13 protein-coding genes are annotated in these 16,197 nt (G+C 47.6%); 10 read left to right on the top strand and 3 right to left on the bottom strand.

Going from position 1 to position 16,197, the window contains the following annotated elements:
* Positions 1-79 precede the first annotated feature (79 nt).
* From ACYVGR_RS37220 to ACYVGR_RS37200, 5 genes are all read left to right on the top strand, one after another.
* Entirely contained in the window at positions 80-1,111 is a 1,032-nt protein-coding gene (locus ACYVGR_RS37220; protein WP_460965938.1) for a sugar phosphate isomerase/epimerase family protein, read from the top strand.
* 104 nt (positions 1,112-1,215) lie between these two features.
* A complete protein-coding gene (locus ACYVGR_RS37215; RefSeq protein WP_460965936.1) occupies positions 1,216-2,379 on the top strand; it encodes a Gfo/Idh/MocA family protein in 1,164 nt (387 codons plus the stop codon).
* A 199-nt stretch (positions 2,380-2,578) separates the two neighbouring features.
* Positions 2,579-4,078, top strand: a complete 1,500-nt coding sequence (locus ACYVGR_RS37210; RefSeq protein WP_460965934.1) for a sugar ABC transporter ATP-binding protein — start codon at positions 2,579-2,581, stop codon at positions 4,076-4,078.
* 354 nt (positions 4,079-4,432) lie between these two features.
* On the top strand, positions 4,433-5,413 hold the full coding sequence (locus ACYVGR_RS37205; RefSeq protein ID WP_460966018.1) for an ABC transporter permease: 981 nt from the start codon (positions 4,433-4,435) through the stop codon (positions 5,411-5,413).
* A gap of 36 nt (positions 5,414-5,449) precedes the next feature.
* Positions 5,450-6,403: a sugar ABC transporter substrate-binding protein gene (locus ACYVGR_RS37200; RefSeq protein ID WP_460965932.1), complete on the top strand. Its 954-nt coding sequence runs from the start codon at positions 5,450-5,452 to the stop codon at positions 6,401-6,403.
* Between the two features lie 117 nt (positions 6,404-6,520).
* Here ACYVGR_RS37200 and ACYVGR_RS37195 read toward each other — a convergent pair whose 3' ends face one another.
* The 3 genes from ACYVGR_RS37195 to ACYVGR_RS37185 all read right to left on the bottom strand — a co-directional run bounded on the left by ACYVGR_RS37195 (position 6,521) and on the right by ACYVGR_RS37185 (position 11,557).
* The gene (locus ACYVGR_RS37195; RefSeq protein WP_460965930.1) at positions 6,521-7,387 is read right to left on the bottom strand and encodes a sugar phosphate isomerase/epimerase family protein; all 867 of its coding nucleotides are present in this window, start codon (positions 7,385-7,387) and stop codon (positions 6,521-6,523) included.
* A 90-nt stretch (positions 7,388-7,477) separates the two neighbouring features.
* Positions 7,478-10,675 (bottom strand): PVC-type heme-binding CxxCH protein, encoded by a 3,198-nt coding sequence (locus ACYVGR_RS37190; RefSeq protein ID WP_460965928.1) that lies wholly within the window; start codon positions 10,673-10,675, stop codon positions 7,478-7,480.
* A 3-nt stretch (positions 10,676-10,678) separates the two neighbouring features.
* Positions 10,679-11,557: a ThuA domain-containing protein gene (locus ACYVGR_RS37185; RefSeq protein WP_460965926.1), complete on the bottom strand. Its 879-nt coding sequence runs from the start codon at positions 11,555-11,557 to the stop codon at positions 10,679-10,681.
* Positions 11,558-11,783: 226 nt separating this feature from the next.
* On the opposite strand from ACYVGR_RS37185, the gene ACYVGR_RS37180 reads away from it, so the two are divergent.
* The 5 genes from ACYVGR_RS37180 (at position 11,784) to ACYVGR_RS37160 (ending at position 16,197) form a co-directional block, all read left to right on the top strand.
* Entirely contained in the window at positions 11,784-12,269 is a 486-nt protein-coding gene (locus ACYVGR_RS37180) for a DUF1016 N-terminal domain-containing protein (protein WP_460965924.1), read from the top strand.
* Positions 12,248-12,868, top strand: coding sequence for a PDDEXK nuclease domain-containing protein (locus tag ACYVGR_RS37175; RefSeq protein WP_460965922.1), 621 nt, complete (start codon positions 12,248-12,250; stop codon positions 12,866-12,868). The genes ACYVGR_RS37180 and ACYVGR_RS37175 overlap by 22 nt, the downstream gene beginning before the upstream one ends.
* A gap of 149 nt (positions 12,869-13,017) precedes the next feature.
* Positions 13,018-14,145 (top strand): DUF262 domain-containing protein, encoded by a 1,128-nt coding sequence (locus tag ACYVGR_RS37170; RefSeq protein ID WP_460965920.1) that lies wholly within the window; start codon positions 13,018-13,020, stop codon positions 14,143-14,145.
* The gene (locus ACYVGR_RS37165) at positions 14,142-15,230 is read left to right on the top strand and encodes an AAA family ATPase (protein WP_460965918.1); all 1,089 of its coding nucleotides are present in this window, start codon (positions 14,142-14,144) and stop codon (positions 15,228-15,230) included. The genes ACYVGR_RS37170 and ACYVGR_RS37165 overlap by 4 nt, the downstream gene beginning before the upstream one ends.
* Before the next feature lies 1 nt (position 15,231).
* A complete protein-coding gene (locus ACYVGR_RS37160; protein ID WP_460965916.1) occupies positions 15,232-16,197 on the top strand; it encodes a hypothetical protein in 966 nt (321 codons plus the stop codon).

Raw genomic sequence — 16,197 nt, 5'->3', positions numbered from 1 at the left:
ATTAAGATCATTTTTAATCATGAGGATCTTAAAAATCTGCGTGCTATTCACCTATAAACCTTAAACCATACCCTTTCTCATGAACGAGAATAATTATCCCAAACTTCACAATGCTATGTGGCCGGGGGTTGTTGGCAAAGGCCCCGATTCCGAACCTGTTGTTGGCTTCGATACCATGCTGGAACTGACAGCGGGTGCTGAAGTGGATGGCGTGAAATTCGATGGCGTCGATCTGGCCCTCTTCGAGCATATCGACGTGAATATATCGGACGATGAAATCAAACGGCTGGCCGATAAAGTAGGCGGTTATAACCTGAAAATCGGCTCGCTGGTGGCACCCATCTGGGGTGGACCCGCTATGGGCAGTAAAGAAGATCGGGCCAACTTTGTCGAGATGGTTCGTAAATCGTGCCACATCGGCCAGAAACTCACCGAACTCGGTATTCGCCCAAGCGGTGTCGTGCGTATCGACTCGGCCAGCTCTCCGCACGATTGGGATGCTGATCCGACTGGCAATACCAAACTCATTGCCCAAACCTTCCGCGAAGCCTGCGATGTAGCCGCTGATTTCGGCGAAAAACTAGCTGCCGAAGGGGAAATCTGCTGGGGCGGTATGCACAGCTGGAAAACCATGCTCGAAACGCTGGAATTGGTGGATCGCCCAAACATGGGTTTCCAGGCCGATATGGCGCATACGCTGCTGTACACAATGGGCTACAACCGCGAACAGGACCGTATTTTGCCCCCTGACTTCGATTGGAGCGACCGGGCAACTTTGCAGGAAGCCCTGAAAACCCTAACAAACGCATTACGCCCCTGGACAATCGACTTCCACGTCGCCCAGAACGATGGAACGGTTTTCGGGTCGGGTTCGCATGATAAAACGGGCCGCCACTGCCAGGCATTGGACCCTAACGGCAAACTCGATGTGGTTCATGATGCGGGCTACTGGCTACGCGATGAAAATGGCGTACTGACCAAAGCCTTCAGACACATTTGCTGGGATGGCTGTATGTTCCCGAATTCGGTGATGACCAACCAGCAGACCTGGAATGATATTCTGGCAACTATGATCAAGGTCCGCAAAGCGCACGGCTGGTACGAGGCTTAAAAATAATTTATGGTTTACGGTTTTTGGTTTACGGTGGGCTGACGCGAACAATGCTGATACTAACCCACCGTAAATCGAATACCGAATACTGAAAACCTAACATTATGTCAACTAAAAAAGAATTACGAATTGGTTTAGTCGGTACCGGATTCATGGGCCGAACACACTCCAACGGCTATAATCGAGTCCCTAATTTCTTCCCCGATCTGGAATACACGCCGGTTTTGAAAGCCGTCTGTTCCCGTAATGCAGCCAAAGTACAGGCGTTTGCGGATCAGTGGGGCTATGAATCCATCGAAACCGACTGGAAAGCCCTGGTGGCGCGCGACGATATCGACGCCATCGACATTTGCACCCCCAACGATTCGCACGCCGAAATCGCTATTGCGGCTGCTAAGGCGGGCAAAATGATTCTCTGCGAAAAGCCACTGGCCCGAACCGTTGCCGAAGCACAATTGATGGTCGATGCGGTTAAGGAGGCTGGGGTTGCCAATACGGTTTGGTACAACTACCGACGCATTCCAGCCGTTTCGTTGGCCAAACAAATCATCGATTCGGGTAAGCTAGGCAAGATTTTCCATTACCGAGCCAACTTCCTGCAGGACTGGACAATCAGTGCCGAAGTTCCACAAGGTGGTGCGGGTACCTGGCGTATGGACGTTGAAGCCGCTGGCTCTGGTGTAACGGGCGACCTATTGGCGCACTGCATCGACACGGCTATGTGGCTAAACGGCACCATCAAAGACGTATCGGCGGTGACCGAAACCTTCGTGAAAGAGCGGTTTCACCAGGGAACCGGCAAAGTAGAACCCGTTGGTATCGACGATGCCTGTATCTTCCACTGCCATTTCGAGAATGGCTCGTTAGGGCTGTTCGAATCGACGCGTTATGCCCGTGGTCACAAAGCGTTGTACACGCTCGAAATCAATGGCGAAAATGCCTCGATCCGCTGGGATTTGCATGACCTGAACCGGCTGGAGTACTTCGATCATAGCGATGAAGGTATCGTTCGCGGATGGCGTTCTATCCACGTAACCGACGGCGATCAACCCTACATGGATAAGTGGTGGGTGCCCGGTTTAGGCATTGGCTATGAGCACAGTTTCATTCATCAGGTAGCCGATTTCCTGAAAAGCCTCGAAACGGGCGCTCCTTGCTCGCCAAACTTCCAGGATTCGCTCGAAACCCAGAAAGTCTGCGAAGCCGTGCTGGAATCGGCCGCTTCCAGAAGTTGGAAAGACACGGGTGTGGAGGAGTTCACGCAGTAAAAAGCCTTTTAATCCCGTAGGGATGGCCTGTCAATAGTAGAGAGATTTTTTCTAATACATAGCGCCGTAGGTGCGGCCTAATTTAATTAACAATTAGGCCGCACCTACGGCGCTATAAATAATAGGGAACCGTACTATTTCTATTAACAGGTCGGACCTACGGTCCTTTTGATTAGATTCATCCTCGTTGATACCAACTATGGTTTCTCCCCAAGACTACATCCTTCAGGTACGTGGACTGACGAAAATCTTCGCGGGTGTGGTGGCTCTGGACGACGTTCAACTGAATATACGTAGGGGAGAAATTCACGCCTTGATGGGCGAAAATGGAGCCGGGAAGTCTACCTTGATGAAACTCCTGATTGGACTTCTGAAACCTGATGCCGGTGAGATTATTTTTGATGGCAATGACTTAACCACGAGTCATGTCAGAGAGGTGATCAGGCAGGGCATTTCCATGATTCATCAGGAGATGCTGGTCGTTCCCGAGTTGACCGTTGCCCAAAATATCTTCCTGGGTCGAGAAACGAAAGGGAAGCTGTTTAGCTGGCTAAACGACCGGACTATAACCGAGCAGGCAGGCCAACTCCTTCGGCAACTAGGCGTAGATATACGTCCAGATACCCAGATGAAACACCTCAGTGTGGCGCAGATGCAGATGGTTGAAATTGCCAAAGCCATCTCGAACAACGCCAGGGTAATTATCATGGACGAACCAACATCGGCTTTGTCGGATAAAGAAGTGGCGACCCTGTTCGGTATCATCAGCGATCTGAAGAAGAAGGGGGTGGCCATTATTTACATCTCCCACAAAATGGAGGAGATTTTCACCATTGCCGATACCATTACGGTGCTTCGGGATGGAAAATACGTGGCCACCAAACCTGTTGCCGACTTCGATATACATACCCTGATTACGATGATGGTGGGTCGCGAGATCGACACGCTATTCCCGAACTCCACGACTCAATCGGGCAAAGAAGTCTTGTCTGTAAAGCACTTGAGCCGCAAGGGTAAATTTTCCGACATCAGTTTTGCGGTTCATGAAGGCGAAGTACTGGGCATTGCTGGTCTGATGGGAGCGGGCCGAACTGAAGTAGCCAGTGCTATTTATGGGCTTGATCCGGCCGACAGCGGTGAGGTGTACATAAAGGGAGATAAGGTCACGATAAAGACACCACAGGATGGCATCCGGCACGGCATCGGCTACGTGAGTGAGGACCGGAAACAGTTTGGTTTCATTCCTCGCCTGTCGGTTCGGGAGAATATTACCTTGACTACCTTGCCCAAGTATGCAAAAGGCTTGTTGGTTCAGTCAAAAAGTGAATCGGACGTTGCCGGTGCCATGATGACGAATCTGCGAATCAAAGCGTCTAGTCTGGATCAACCGGTTGTACAGCTTAGCGGTGGCAATCAGCAGAAGGTAGTCATCGGTAAAATTCTGCTTTCTTCACCATCGCTCATCATCCTCGACGAACCAACACGCGGAATCGACATTGGCGCGAAAGCTGAAATTTATAAACTCATCAACCAATTGAAAGAATCTGGCACCGGAATCATCCTGATCTCATCCGAACTCCCCGAACTACTTGGCATGAGTGATCGAATACTTGTTTTATCGCAGGGAAAGCAAAGCGCATTGTTTTCGGCAAAAGAAGCTACGCAGGAAACAATCATGCACTATGCAATGGAGTCGTAAGGGGTTGATTTTTGGATTCTAGCGAGGGTAGTATGTCGTTTAACAATTGACTAGAAGTTGACTTTTTGTATGACCCCGATGGGGTCAAATGTTTATAGTAAGGATCTATTCTCTATAAACATCTGACCCCATCGGGGTCATACTTGGCAACGAATGATATGATCAAGTTATTTACAATAAGTAGGTCGCCTAAAATACATTAGATTATTTTTTGTCATGCTGACGAAGGAAGCATCCGCTCCGGCGGCCGGTTCGGTAGCTAGATAAATAGCCTCGCCCGAAGATGCTTCCTTCGTCAGCATGACAAAAATGCCTTTTCAAAACAACCTAAGCTATTTATACTGGAGTACTTACATGGGAAAAGACATTACGCTTGACAAGGGAGACTATTACGGTCGAATACGCATCGGAAACGTTGGCCGGTATGTGCTTCTGATTGTCCTGGTGGCGATTTGCATTGCTCTTTCGATAACGACACCCCGCTTTTTCACGGTCCAAAACCTGATGATTATCGTCACGCAGGTATCCATCAATGCGTTGCTGGCCTTTGGGGTTACGTTTGTGATTATTACGGGCGGAATCGACCTTTCCATTGGGTCCATCGTTGCCGTTACGGGTGTTGTAGCGGCTTCGTTTGCACATCCCGACACCTATCCGGTAGTTGTTCCAATTGGCGTCGGCTTAGTGGCGGGTTTGCTGTTTGGGGCCTTCAACGGCTTTGTCGTCACCCGTACCAAAGTTCCTCCCTTTATTGTTACGCTGGGGACCATGACCATTGGCCGGGGCTTGGCCCTGATTCTGAGCAAAGGACGCCCGATTTCTAACCTATCCGATTCATTTAATTTTATTGGTGGCGGTAAAATCTTCGGCATTCCTACCCTGATTATCATCCTGGTGGTATTCTTTGCCATCTGCACCGTTATTCTGAGAAAAACCGTAATCGGTCGCTATATGTATGCAGTGGGCGGAAACGAACAGGCGGCCAAAGCGTCGGGAATCGAGCTGCGAACGGTAAAAATGATCGTGTATACCTTATGCGGTGGACTGGCTGCCCTGGCGGGTATTCTGCTGACTTCCCGTATTACAACCGGCCAGCCGAACGCCGGAGCCGGGTTCGAACTAGACGCCATTGCCGCTGCGATCATTGGTGGAACCAGCACATCGGGCGGGGCCGGAACCATGACCGGAACCCTGTTGGGCGCTCTACTGATCGGCGTCATCAGCAATGGTCTTGATTTGATGAACGTGACATCCTATTACCAGCAAGTCGTGATGGGCGCTATCATCATTGGCGCCGTAGTGCTGGACAGTTTGAAACATGGCAAGAATGATTAAGGAAACGACGAAAATAACAGACAATTTTTAATCAACATGCGGCATACCTACACACGATTTATTAGCTATTCTCTTTTCAGTATACTTCTACTCACAGGCTGTAGCCAATCATCATCCAGCGAAAAAGGGCAGGAAGGCGATGGTAAAAAGCTCGTGGTAGGCGTCTCGATGCTCAGCATGCAAAACGAGTTCATCGTGAATGTGCACGATGCGATGGTTAAAAAAGCTGAAGCCGATGGCGTTGAGTTGATCACCGTCGATGCCGAGCGGTCGGCGTTGAAACAGGTGGAGCAGATCGAGAGCTTCATTGCCCAGAAAGTCGATGCCATTATTATGAATCCCTGCGAAGTGGAAGCCAGTTCACCAGCCGTGACGAAAGCGCTGGCCGCTAACATTCCGATCATCAACGTAAATTCAGAAACGAGCGCAAAACCGTCGGCTTTCGTTGGTTCTGATGACGCAGAGTCGGCGCGGATTGCCATGAAATTCATTGCGGAGAAACTAGGCGGAAAAGGCAATGTGCTGATGATGCATGGCTACATGGGGCAGGCCGCGCAAATCAAACGGGAGCAGGGCGCTCGTGACGTGTTAAAGCAATACCCAAACCTGAAATTGCTTGCTCATCAAACAGGGGAATGGGATCGAGCCAAAGCCATGTCTCTGATGGAAAACTGGATTCAGTCGTATGGAGCCCAGATTAATGCGGTATTTGCGCAGAACGACGAAATGGGATTGGGCGCTGTGAAAGCCCTGACTGATGCCGGTCTGAAAGACAAAGTGATTGTCGTAAGTATTGATGCGATTCCCGATGCCCTACAAGCGGTAAAGAAAGGATCGCTGGATGCTACCGTTTTTCAAAATGCGGAAGAACAGGGATCGAAAGCGATCGAAACGGCGGTAAAAGCCGCGAAAGGGCAGGCTTACGATAAAGAAACGCTCATCCCGTTTCAGCTAGTGACGAAAGAAAACCTGGGTAAGTTTCTGAAGTAGAATCCGTTTGCTCTTCTTTTTTGTCATTCCGACGAAGGAGGAATCTTAAAGTCGCTCATAAGGCAAGCTTGAGATTCCTCCTTCGTCGGAATGACAAAAAAACGGTTTTCTGCGTGTTTACTTCGCGTACTTCGCCTGCATGGCTTTGATGAATTTGAGGCCGTTTTCGGCGATGTCCCAAGGATCGTTGTACTCGCGCCAGACGTTGATCGAGTTGGCAAAATCAATGTCATTGCGCGTAAACGCTTCGATTGTCATCCAGCCTTTGTAGTCGATTTCGGCCAGTGTTCGGAACGTATCGTCCCAGGGAATGTGTCCGTCGCCGGGTGTACCCCGATCATTTTCGCTGATGTGGACATGCGCCAGTACGGGAGCAATGGTCTGAATCGCTTTCGAAAATCGCTTTTCTTCCATGTTGGCATGGTGCGTATCGAACATCGCCCGAACGTTCGAGTGATCAGCCAGATGCACCAGATGTGACAATTGCTCCATCGTGTTGCACAGATAACACTCAAAGCGATTCAGGGCTTCGGGTGTCAGGACAATGTTGGCTTGCTTGGCGTAATCGCCAACGATGTGCAGCACTTCAGCACTGTGGGCGTATTCGTCGGGCTGTGGCTCCCGGCGGGTGAATGTTGCAAAGGCCGAATGAAAAGGTCCGCAAAGCACCGACGCATTCATAGCATGAGCCCGGTCGATGACACCTTTCAAAAAATCAACCGCCTGTTCCCGAATTTTTGGCGATTCGCTGGCCGGATTTGAGTCGGGGCCAACCACCACGACGCAGGTACTTTGCAAGCCAAGGTGGTTCAAATGATCGCCAAACTGGCGATAAACGGCAACATCGGTATTATCGACAAAGCACTCAATTCCATCATAGCCAATAGTTTTAAGGCGCTCCGTTAGTAGATTAAGTTTTTCGGACATGACGGCTGTCCAGGCTAATACGTTGAAGCCAATCGGCGAAAATTGCGAAGTAGGCATAGGGTAAAGTAGAATTTATTTATTAACACAGAGACACGGAGAGCACAGAAGGAATAAAACTCTGTGTTCTCCGTGTCTCTGTGTTTAAAATCATTTCTCCATCGGATGTTCTTTCAGTAACTGATCCGGTGAATAGAAGTCTTTTTTTCGTTCGGTGGCTGCTCTGACCTGCTTCACCTTTTCGGGGGTGATGGACGAAGCATTGTTGCCAAATGAATTTCGGACATAGGTCAACACGGCGGCAATTTCATTGTCTTTCAACAAGCCGCCAAAGGGCGTCATCGGCACCTGACCGGGATAATTTTTGCCCACGACTTCAATGGGTCCCATGACACCTTTCAGAACGATTTTGATCAATCTATCTTCATTGCCAGATACCCAGTTTGTGCCCGTAAGCGGGGGGAAGCCTGAAGCCGCAAGGCCCTTACCATCGGGTTGATGGCAAGTCGTGCAATAGCCTTCTTTGGCATAAATTTGTTTACCTAAATTGAATAGCGCCAGTTCCGGCCCTTTCAGCGTTGTTTTCTCGGCAACTTCTTTCTCTTTCTTTACATTTTCTCCCTTGAGGTGCGCTACAGCGGTCGTATATGCGTGAATCATCCAGTCGTCCAGCGGCTTTTTAGCGGCTTCGGCCAGAATGGGCAATCCTTTTTCCTTTCCGATCCAGGAAGCGGCCACAATGGCATCCAAACGAACCCGACTGTTCTCGTCCTTAACGGCCTGCATCAACAGATCGGCCTGATCTTTTACCTGATGCCCTGTATACCGAACGACCTGAACCGCAGCGGCTCGGGCGTGGTAATCTTTAGCTTTCAGAACTTGCCGGAGTAGGGTTTGATCAACTTTGTCCATGCCCCAACTGACCCATAAACCTTCCAGCAGATGATGTTCGTAGCGTGGGTCTTTTTTGTCCAGCCCAGCCACCCAGGTTTTCAGTCTAGCTAATACCTCCGACGCATCCCGGCCTCTGAGTTCACGGCGGGTACGGTAACGGGTACGATATTCGGGAAGCTTGAGATTGTCCAGGAGTTGCTCAATGCTGGCTCCATCAATTTTAGCCGGTGTCACCAGCGGGCGCGATGGATACGTTATGCGGTACACCCGACCGTGCGAATGGTCACGCAGAGGATCACGGGCGTTGTGCTGCATGTGACCGATCAGAATGTTGTGCCAGTCAATCAGATAGAGCGAACCATCGGGCGCAAACTCCATATCAACGGGCCGGAAGTTGCGATCTTCACTCACTACTAAATCAGCGCGATGCTTGCTTTTATAACCGGTCCCATCGTCGACAAGCGTATGTTCTTTCATGCCCAGAAATCCGATGGTGTTGTTAATCAGAAAATCACCCTGAATATCATCGGGAAAGTGGCGGCTGGATACGAACTCCAGACCCGATGTGGGCCGAACCCGGTGTGCTTCTTCGACCAACTGCACCGATTTGTGGGTGTATTCGCCGTAACGAGGCAGTACCGAACCAGGCATCATCCAGCGAACATCGGGGCTGGAGGTTTCGGCGAAGAACGGTTGTCCCCAATCATCAAAAGCAATACCCCAGGGGTTCGGGATGGAAAGCTGCGCCGTGCGTTCCAGTTTGTGCAGTTGCGGTGCGTAGCGGTAAAAGCCGCCATTCGTCGCCCGAACTGGGCCGTAGGACGTTTCGACGTTGGTGTGCAAAAAGACCCCTTCTCCCGAATAAATGGCCCCAGATGGATCGACGGTAAAAGCGTGGCTATTGTGGTGGGTGTCATGATCATCGTAGCCACTCATCAGAATCACACTTTTGTCAGCTTTATCGTCACCGTTTGTATCTGTGAAAAGCTTCAAATTCGGCCCCTGCGACACGTAGACGCCTTCTTTCGCGATTTCGAAACCAAGCGGAAGGTGCAGATGATCGGCAAAAACCGTTTGCTTGTCCGCCTTGCCATCGCCGTTGGTGTCTTCCAGAATCAGGATTTTATCATTGGGTTTTGGATCGCCGGGTTTATAATGCGGATAGCTGGGCATGGCTGCAACCCAAAGGCGTCCCTTGTTATCGAACGACATTTGCATCGGTTTCGCCAGGTCGGGAAACTCCTGCTCAGAGGCAAACAGCTCGATTTTATAGCCGGGTGCTACTTTGAGTTTGCTCAGCGCGTCCTGTCCGTAGAGGTAGGTCAGACTCCCGTTTTTCTCCGGGTTAAAATTAGTTTTTACTTCGGGCAGTTTTCTCGTGCGTTCATCGGCAGCGGCAACGTCCATTTTCTCGCCTTTCGATGCTGCAAGCCACACCGCCGTGTCCCGAATAGCCGTCATCTGCCGGATTTTCTCGATTTCAGCAGGGTAGTTGTCGGGGCCGAATGGGTTGTACCGACGACCATAGACGTGAACGCCATTCGGAATTTTATAGTCATTATGAAACATCCAGTCCTTCTCTATAACGGCGTCATAAATGAGCTTTCGTCGGGCTTCGGCTTTGGGCGAGGATTTGCCGAAAATCTGATCGACAAGTAGCGGGCCTAGCTTTTTATAACCTTCATCGGTTAGTTGAGAACCATCAATTGTTAGTGGTTCGGCCGTGGTCGTATACCATTGTTGCGAAGGGCCGTAGACATCTACAAAGAGAACATGGTTTTTCTCGGCCACTTCCTTCATGGCGTTCGCATAGAGCGAAATGTTCTCATTCTCAACTTTGCCGTTGGGCAGATCGTATTTGTCAGATAAATTTTCGAACGCAATAGGCGATACAATGGCCAGTTGAGGTGCTGTGGTGCCGTTGTATTTCTGACTCAGGGTATGTTTAATAAAAGCATCCAGCTCAGCTTTGTAATTGGCCAGCCCAGCTTTCCCCTGAAACGATTCGTTGTAGCCAAAAAAGGCGATGATTACATCGGTCTTGAGTCGGGTAAGCCACTCATCGGGCGATTCAAACTGGCCCTGACTATCCGACGGATTCGCATATTCAGTTTGAAAGCGCTCGGCACCCGGAAAAGCCCAGGGCGAAAATCGGCTCGAACGAGGTCTGAAACCAGGCGTATCGCCCGGATCGCACATGTTACGGATATAAAGCTGATCGTCGGGATAGCGAACCTGCATTTCGGTCTCAAAATGATCGAAGTTCATCATTCGAGATCCCAGGTTGTTGCCAATCAGACTAATATGTGTGCCTTTTTTCAGCGTAATCGGCTGAAAGGCATTGCCTGAACTGGATAGTTGGCCTGATTGAAAAGCACTAAACCCAATGAGTACAGCAACGACGGCCAGGAGTACGCTATAGAGGTTAGTCCTACGAGAAACAAACGATTTCATAAATCAGGATTTTTTTGGGTGACCATAGGGCACATTGATGTCAATTTTTCCTTTCCATTTTTTGGGTATAGGCAACCCTAACTCCCAGTGAATCGCGTTGATAACTAACCGCTGAAACGATTCGACCTGAAAATCTTCGGGGTGCCCTAGCGTGGTCAGGAAGGCTTTGCCGCCCCATTCGTTTTTCCAGGTCCAGGCAACGGGATTTTCGATGGCTGGTTTATCAGGGTTTACGGATTTACCCATCAACAGCCAGGTTGATCCTTTGGCCGGGTAATCGGGCTGAACGCGATAGAGCCAGGATGATGCATGGAAACTCGGTTCAACGCCAGTCAGGATTGGGTTCTTGGCGGCTTCGGGAATGATAGTTACGTCGGTTGTACTTTTATGCCCGTAGTGCGTGTGCTGCGCTTTGCCACCCCAGCCCGGAGGTGCTCCAAAGGCAAACTCGCCAAACGAATTCCACCGGATGCGCGGGTCACCTTCGGGGAAATTAAAGGCGTGGGTTGTCGTGCGGAAGCCCATCACCGGTTTCCCTGATTTCAGATAGTCGTCAATATAATTCAGCTGTTCCTGAGGGAGTTGTCGCCAGCGAAGATAGAAAACGGCCAGATCGGCCTCTTTCAGGGCTTCAAGGCCGGGAATATCTTTTTCGCCATTATAGTCGGGGTAAGCCTTCAGGACTTTGGTCCGCATGCCGTAGTTCTTCTCCAGTTCGGCAGCAATGAGTGGTAAGGTTAGTTCGCCACTGTACTCATGATCGCCGGTAACGAACACCACCAGTGGCTTCTTGGGGGCTTTTGCCGTGGCCAGACCCGGTAAGGCACTCAGGCTGACTAATCCGGCGACTGTTTGCAGAAAAGTTCTACGTTTCGTGTTCACGTCTGATTTTTTACGATTGAAAAGCGAAAAATTTGATTGACCTACTATTCATGAGGTTAGGGGGATAAGAAGATGCGACATAAATCCGCTGTCACGCAAAATATAAAAATGAATGGCTCGTAATTGAGCTTCTAATCTGGAAATTAGCTTTTCTATTTTTTTTGTAATTTAAATATGATTAATTGGTTACTTTTGCTTGATTTTGTCCCTGACTACAATCTCAATTATGGAATCAAACTACATTACTTTTTTACAAGAGCTTAAAGACCATATTCTGCAAAGTCGCTACCGGGCAGCCCGACTCGTCAACCGTGAGTTATTGTTGCTTTATTACGCAGTTGGCAAGCGATTGTCCGAGAAGATTGCTGCTGAAAAATGGGGCGCTAAAGTAGTAGAGCAACTATCGGCCGATCTACAAAAGCACTTGCCGGGGTTGAGGGGATTTTCTGCTACGAATCTGAAAAATATGCGCCAGTTTGCTGATGTGTACTCTGCTTTTCCATTTGGGCCGTTCTTAACGGTTCAAATGGAAGGTGGTAATAGTCAGGATTATATAATTGGCCAGTTGTCAACTGGCCAATTAGAAGAAGGTATTTTTGATGTGTTTTTAAGTGTCAGTTTCACTCACCACATATTATTGTTAAATCGTTGTAATGACTGGGATGAGCGCTGGTTTTATATGCAGAAGCTATGGAAAGGCAGTGGACGGTAGAAATGCTCGACTGGCAAATCAAGGCGAAAGTCTACCAGAAGCGCGACCAGACTTTAGCTAATAATTTCGCCAATACACTTCCTGAAACAATTCGTGATACAGCTCTGCAAGCCTTCAAGGATGAGTATTTGCTCGACTTTATCAATGTAGAAGCGGACGATGAGCGAGTCGTGGAGAAAGGGATTGTGCAGAATGTCAAAGACTTTATTCTTAAGGCAGGGAAAGGATTTGCTTTTATTGGTAATCAGCACCGGTTACTGGTCGATGACGAGGAGTTCTTTGTCGATCTGCTTTTCTATAATCGCCAGTTGAAATGCCTGGTTGCTGTTGAACTGAAGAAAGGGAAATTTAAGCCTGCCTACGTTGGCCAGCTAAATTTTTATTTGAATGTATTGAACGATCAGGAGAGAATGCCCGACGAGAATCCCGCGGTAGGTATTGTGCTGTGTAAAGAGAAGAACGACAAAACTGTTGACTATGCTTTTCAGGCCGTTCAGAATCCGATGGGTGTGGCAACCTATCAACTCAGCTCAGACTTGCCTGAACACTTACGCAATGTATTGCCTGATGCTGAATCATTGAGGAAGCTGCTTGATTAAAACAGCTATGGCAGAAATCATTTCTTTACGTTTTCATTTTGCCTAGCCTAGAAAATGATATACTTAATTCGTTCTTTGCGGTTAATTACGACGAGATGATTCAAAATATTTTGCGGAACTTACCGATAATAAACGGGTAAGCTAATGCTATGACAAATGAACTGATTGAGGCCGACGTACCTATTCCTGATATTGAGCCAACCGATGAGTCGGGTGTTGAGTCGGATATAAAAGAACCGTTCGACCCTAAGGATATTAATATAACTGTTGAACCGAAAACGATGGATAACCTCGTACAACGGTTGAAGCATAACGAGATTGACCTTGATCCTGACTTTCAGCGAAAAGGTAATCTTTGGGGACCTGATGTACAAAGTAGGTTAATAGAGTCACTTATGTTGAGGTTTCCACTCCCTGCATTTTACTTTGATGCTGAGAGTGAGGAAAACTGGTTAGTAGTTGATGGTCTCCAAAGGCTTTGGACTCTCAAAAATTTTGTTGTAGATAAAACTGAGAAACAGCTACGATTACGTGGGCTGGAAATTCTTAAACAATACGATGGTATGACGTTTGATGAGTTGCCCAGACCTATGCAACGAAGGATTATGGAAACTCAAGTAACGGCTTATATTATTAAGCCTGGAACACCTCGTCCTGTCAAGTATAATGTGTTCCGTCGTATCAATACGGGTGGGCTTATGCTTAACTCAATGGAAATACGACATGCTCTAAATCAAGGTCCTGCTGCTGAATTTTTAAAAGAGGTTTCGGAAAGCGATATATTTAAACAATATGTTAAGGTTTCGGACCGGCGTATGGCTGACAGAGAGTTAATACTACGTTACATAGCTTTCAGACTTTCCCCTTACAAAGACTATGAGAAGCCTCTTACTTCTTTTTTAGATAAAGCAATGGAACGTTTGGGGCAATTGCCGGAAAAAGATCGTAATGAGTTAAAAACTAGTTTTTACAAGTCTCTATTTATCACAAAAGAATGGTTTGGGAAACATCAGTTTAGCCGTTCTTTCGGTGATGATAAAAGCCGTATCCTTTTGAATGGTGCTTTATTTGAAGTCTGGACTTCACAAATTTCTATTCTTGACGAAGAGAAACTGTTACGCTTAAAAGAACAACTACCATTGCTAAAAGATAGATACAAGGAAATTCTTGCAGATTATGACTTTACATATTCAATCACAAGAGCAACTACCGATTACCGTTCTGTAATTATCCGCTTTGAGGCTATTCGGAAACTGATTAACCAGTATATCCAATGATTACACGCCTAACTATCGAGAACTTTAAGGCATTTAAATATGCTGAGCTGAACTTAACAGAATTAAACTTATTGACAGGGGTTAATGGTGTTGGTAAGTCAAGCGTATTGCAAACGTTGTTGTTGCTTCGGCAATCACATGGTACTGATGGGCTATCGCTTAAAGGGCAGCTTGTTGATATTGGCTTGGGTCGTGATGCACTAAACGCACAGGCAGAAAGTGATGAGATTAGATTTACGATTGAATCCAAAGAAATTGTTCTTCTCTATAGATATCCGGCACTTGCCGACTCTGATTTTCTAAAAACATCTTATTTTGGAACACAATCCAAGGAGTTTTACTTTGCTTTGTATTCAGAAAATTGCTTTCAATATCTCAATGCGGAGCGAAAATCACCTAGTGTGATTTTCCCCGCATCAAACTATCAAGTTCAGCAACTTCGATCTCTAGGCAAAAATGGCGAATATACAGTTCATTTTCTGGCCCATTATCAGCGCGAACCAGTAGTATTACCATCAGTTCAAATTGCCACATCAAATACGTTACTTGATCAAGTTGATGCCTGGTTTCAGCGAATTTCGGCAGGAACACGGTTAACGACTACATATCGTTCTGACCTGAACGTAGCAACGCTGACTTACCGTTTTGAAGCCGGAGAAAATGTAACGCCCGATTTTACACCAGTTAACGTTGGATTTGGCTTTACGTATGTTCTACCTATCATCGTGGCTGTACTAGCTGCCCGTCCAGGTGATTTATTATTAATTGAAAATCCTGAATCGCATTTGCACCCGCAGGGGCAAGCACAATTAGGTTCATTATTGGCCTGTGCGGCTGCAGACGGTGTTCAGATTATAGTCGAAACGCATAGCGATCATCTACTAAATGGAGTTCGGGTGGCGGTTAAAGGAAAACAGATTAAGCCTGAACAGGTATCTGTGTATTATTTCGAACGCGATCCAGATGCGGAGGAGCATGCTACAGAAATTATACAACCTACCATCGATGCCAACGGGCGACTCAGTCAGCAACCACGTGGATTCTTCGATGAATATGCTCGTCAATTAGACCGCCTGCTACAATAAAATGGACTGCATTTTTAATGAACTGTCAGTCCAGCTGGTCGAAACAGTAACGGATGCTTGTGTCGTAATGAATCAGTTTGTTGGCAGCGTTCTAGCTGCTCAGCAATTTGGCTTATCGCGGATACGACTAACTGAAGAAATTGGCCATAATTTGTACGCACTCCCTTTGACTGATAATTATACAGTTGGTAGTTGGCTTAATGATGAACGAGTTGATAGTGTGCTACGTGATCGTTTTCGACTGATCGTGGCTAATCCCCCGCTGCTTGATGCGACTGAAGTGGAAGCTTTGGAACGTTTTGATCGGTCTATGTTTTGCTTGACCGAGCCAGCCGGTGTACCGGAAGCCAAAGGTTTTGGAGCCGCTTATCTCGGTAATTGGTTATTAATTAGTTTGCTAACCCACGATCAATGGAATACTCATCAGATTAGTGGGTGGCATTGGTACCTAGATGGCGATGGGCAAGACCGGTCAGAGAATATAACAGTACAACACTTTGCGACAACTGAACATGTTGAATTGCATAGGCCTTGGATACAACAATGGCAGAATGAGCAGCTTCAACGTAGTGCTGATCTTTGGGAGAAACGAACAGATTTTTTTCCACATCTGACTTTGTGTGGCGACGTAAAAAAACAGTTGAAAAATGTGGGAATGTCAGGTTTTTTAAGTCAAATTGTAGATAGGCTTAGAACATTAGACGCGTTTGCTGCTAACTGGAAAACAGGAGCCTTTAGTATTGACCAGTTGAATGCAACAACAAATCTGCGAGCGTCAGAAGAAAGCCCTTCAACTATGAATCTTTACAGTGCCGCGCGTCGCTTTAAATTACCAGATGGTAGGCGAGAGCTATTTTCGATGCACATAAAGACTGGCAACTTTAGATTTCACTTTTACCCAGATAATCAAGAACACAAGATTTACGTTGGATACATCGGTCCGCATCTACCAACTGCAACAGGATAA

The organism is Spirosoma litoris (genome assembly GCF_054776755.1).
This window is presented reverse-complemented; position numbering and strand designations above follow the sequence as displayed.

Coding starts and splice junctions, on each gene's coding strand:
- ACYVGR_RS37200 (WP_460965932.1), top strand. CDS start 5,450: ATGCGGCATACCTACACACGATTTATTAGCTATTCTCTTTTCAGTATA.
- ACYVGR_RS37180 (WP_460965924.1), top strand. CDS start 11,784: ATGGAATCAAACTACATTACTTTTTTACAAGAGCTTAAAGACCATATT.
- ACYVGR_RS37195 (WP_460965930.1), bottom strand. CDS start 7,387: ATGCCTACTTCGCAATTTTCGCCGATTGGCTTCAACGTATTAGCCTGG.
- ACYVGR_RS37175 (WP_460965922.1), top strand. CDS start 12,248: ATGGAAAGGCAGTGGACGGTAGAAATGCTCGACTGGCAAATCAAGGCG.
- ACYVGR_RS37160 (WP_460965916.1), top strand. CDS start 15,232: ATGGACTGCATTTTTAATGAACTGTCAGTCCAGCTGGTCGAAACAGTA.
- ACYVGR_RS37220 (WP_460965938.1), top strand. CDS start 80: ATGAACGAGAATAATTATCCCAAACTTCACAATGCTATGTGGCCGGGG.
- ACYVGR_RS37215 (WP_460965936.1), top strand. CDS start 1,216: ATGTCAACTAAAAAAGAATTACGAATTGGTTTAGTCGGTACCGGATTC.
- ACYVGR_RS37190 (WP_460965928.1), bottom strand. CDS start 10,675: ATGAAATCGTTTGTTTCTCGTAGGACTAACCTCTATAGCGTACTCCTG.
- ACYVGR_RS37165 (WP_460965918.1), top strand. CDS start 14,142: ATGATTACACGCCTAACTATCGAGAACTTTAAGGCATTTAAATATGCT.
- ACYVGR_RS37210 (WP_460965934.1), top strand. CDS start 2,579: ATGGTTTCTCCCCAAGACTACATCCTTCAGGTACGTGGACTGACGAAA.
- ACYVGR_RS37205 (WP_460966018.1), top strand. CDS start 4,433: ATGGGAAAAGACATTACGCTTGACAAGGGAGACTATTACGGTCGAATA.
- ACYVGR_RS37170 (WP_460965920.1), top strand. CDS start 13,018: ATGACAAATGAACTGATTGAGGCCGACGTACCTATTCCTGATATTGAG.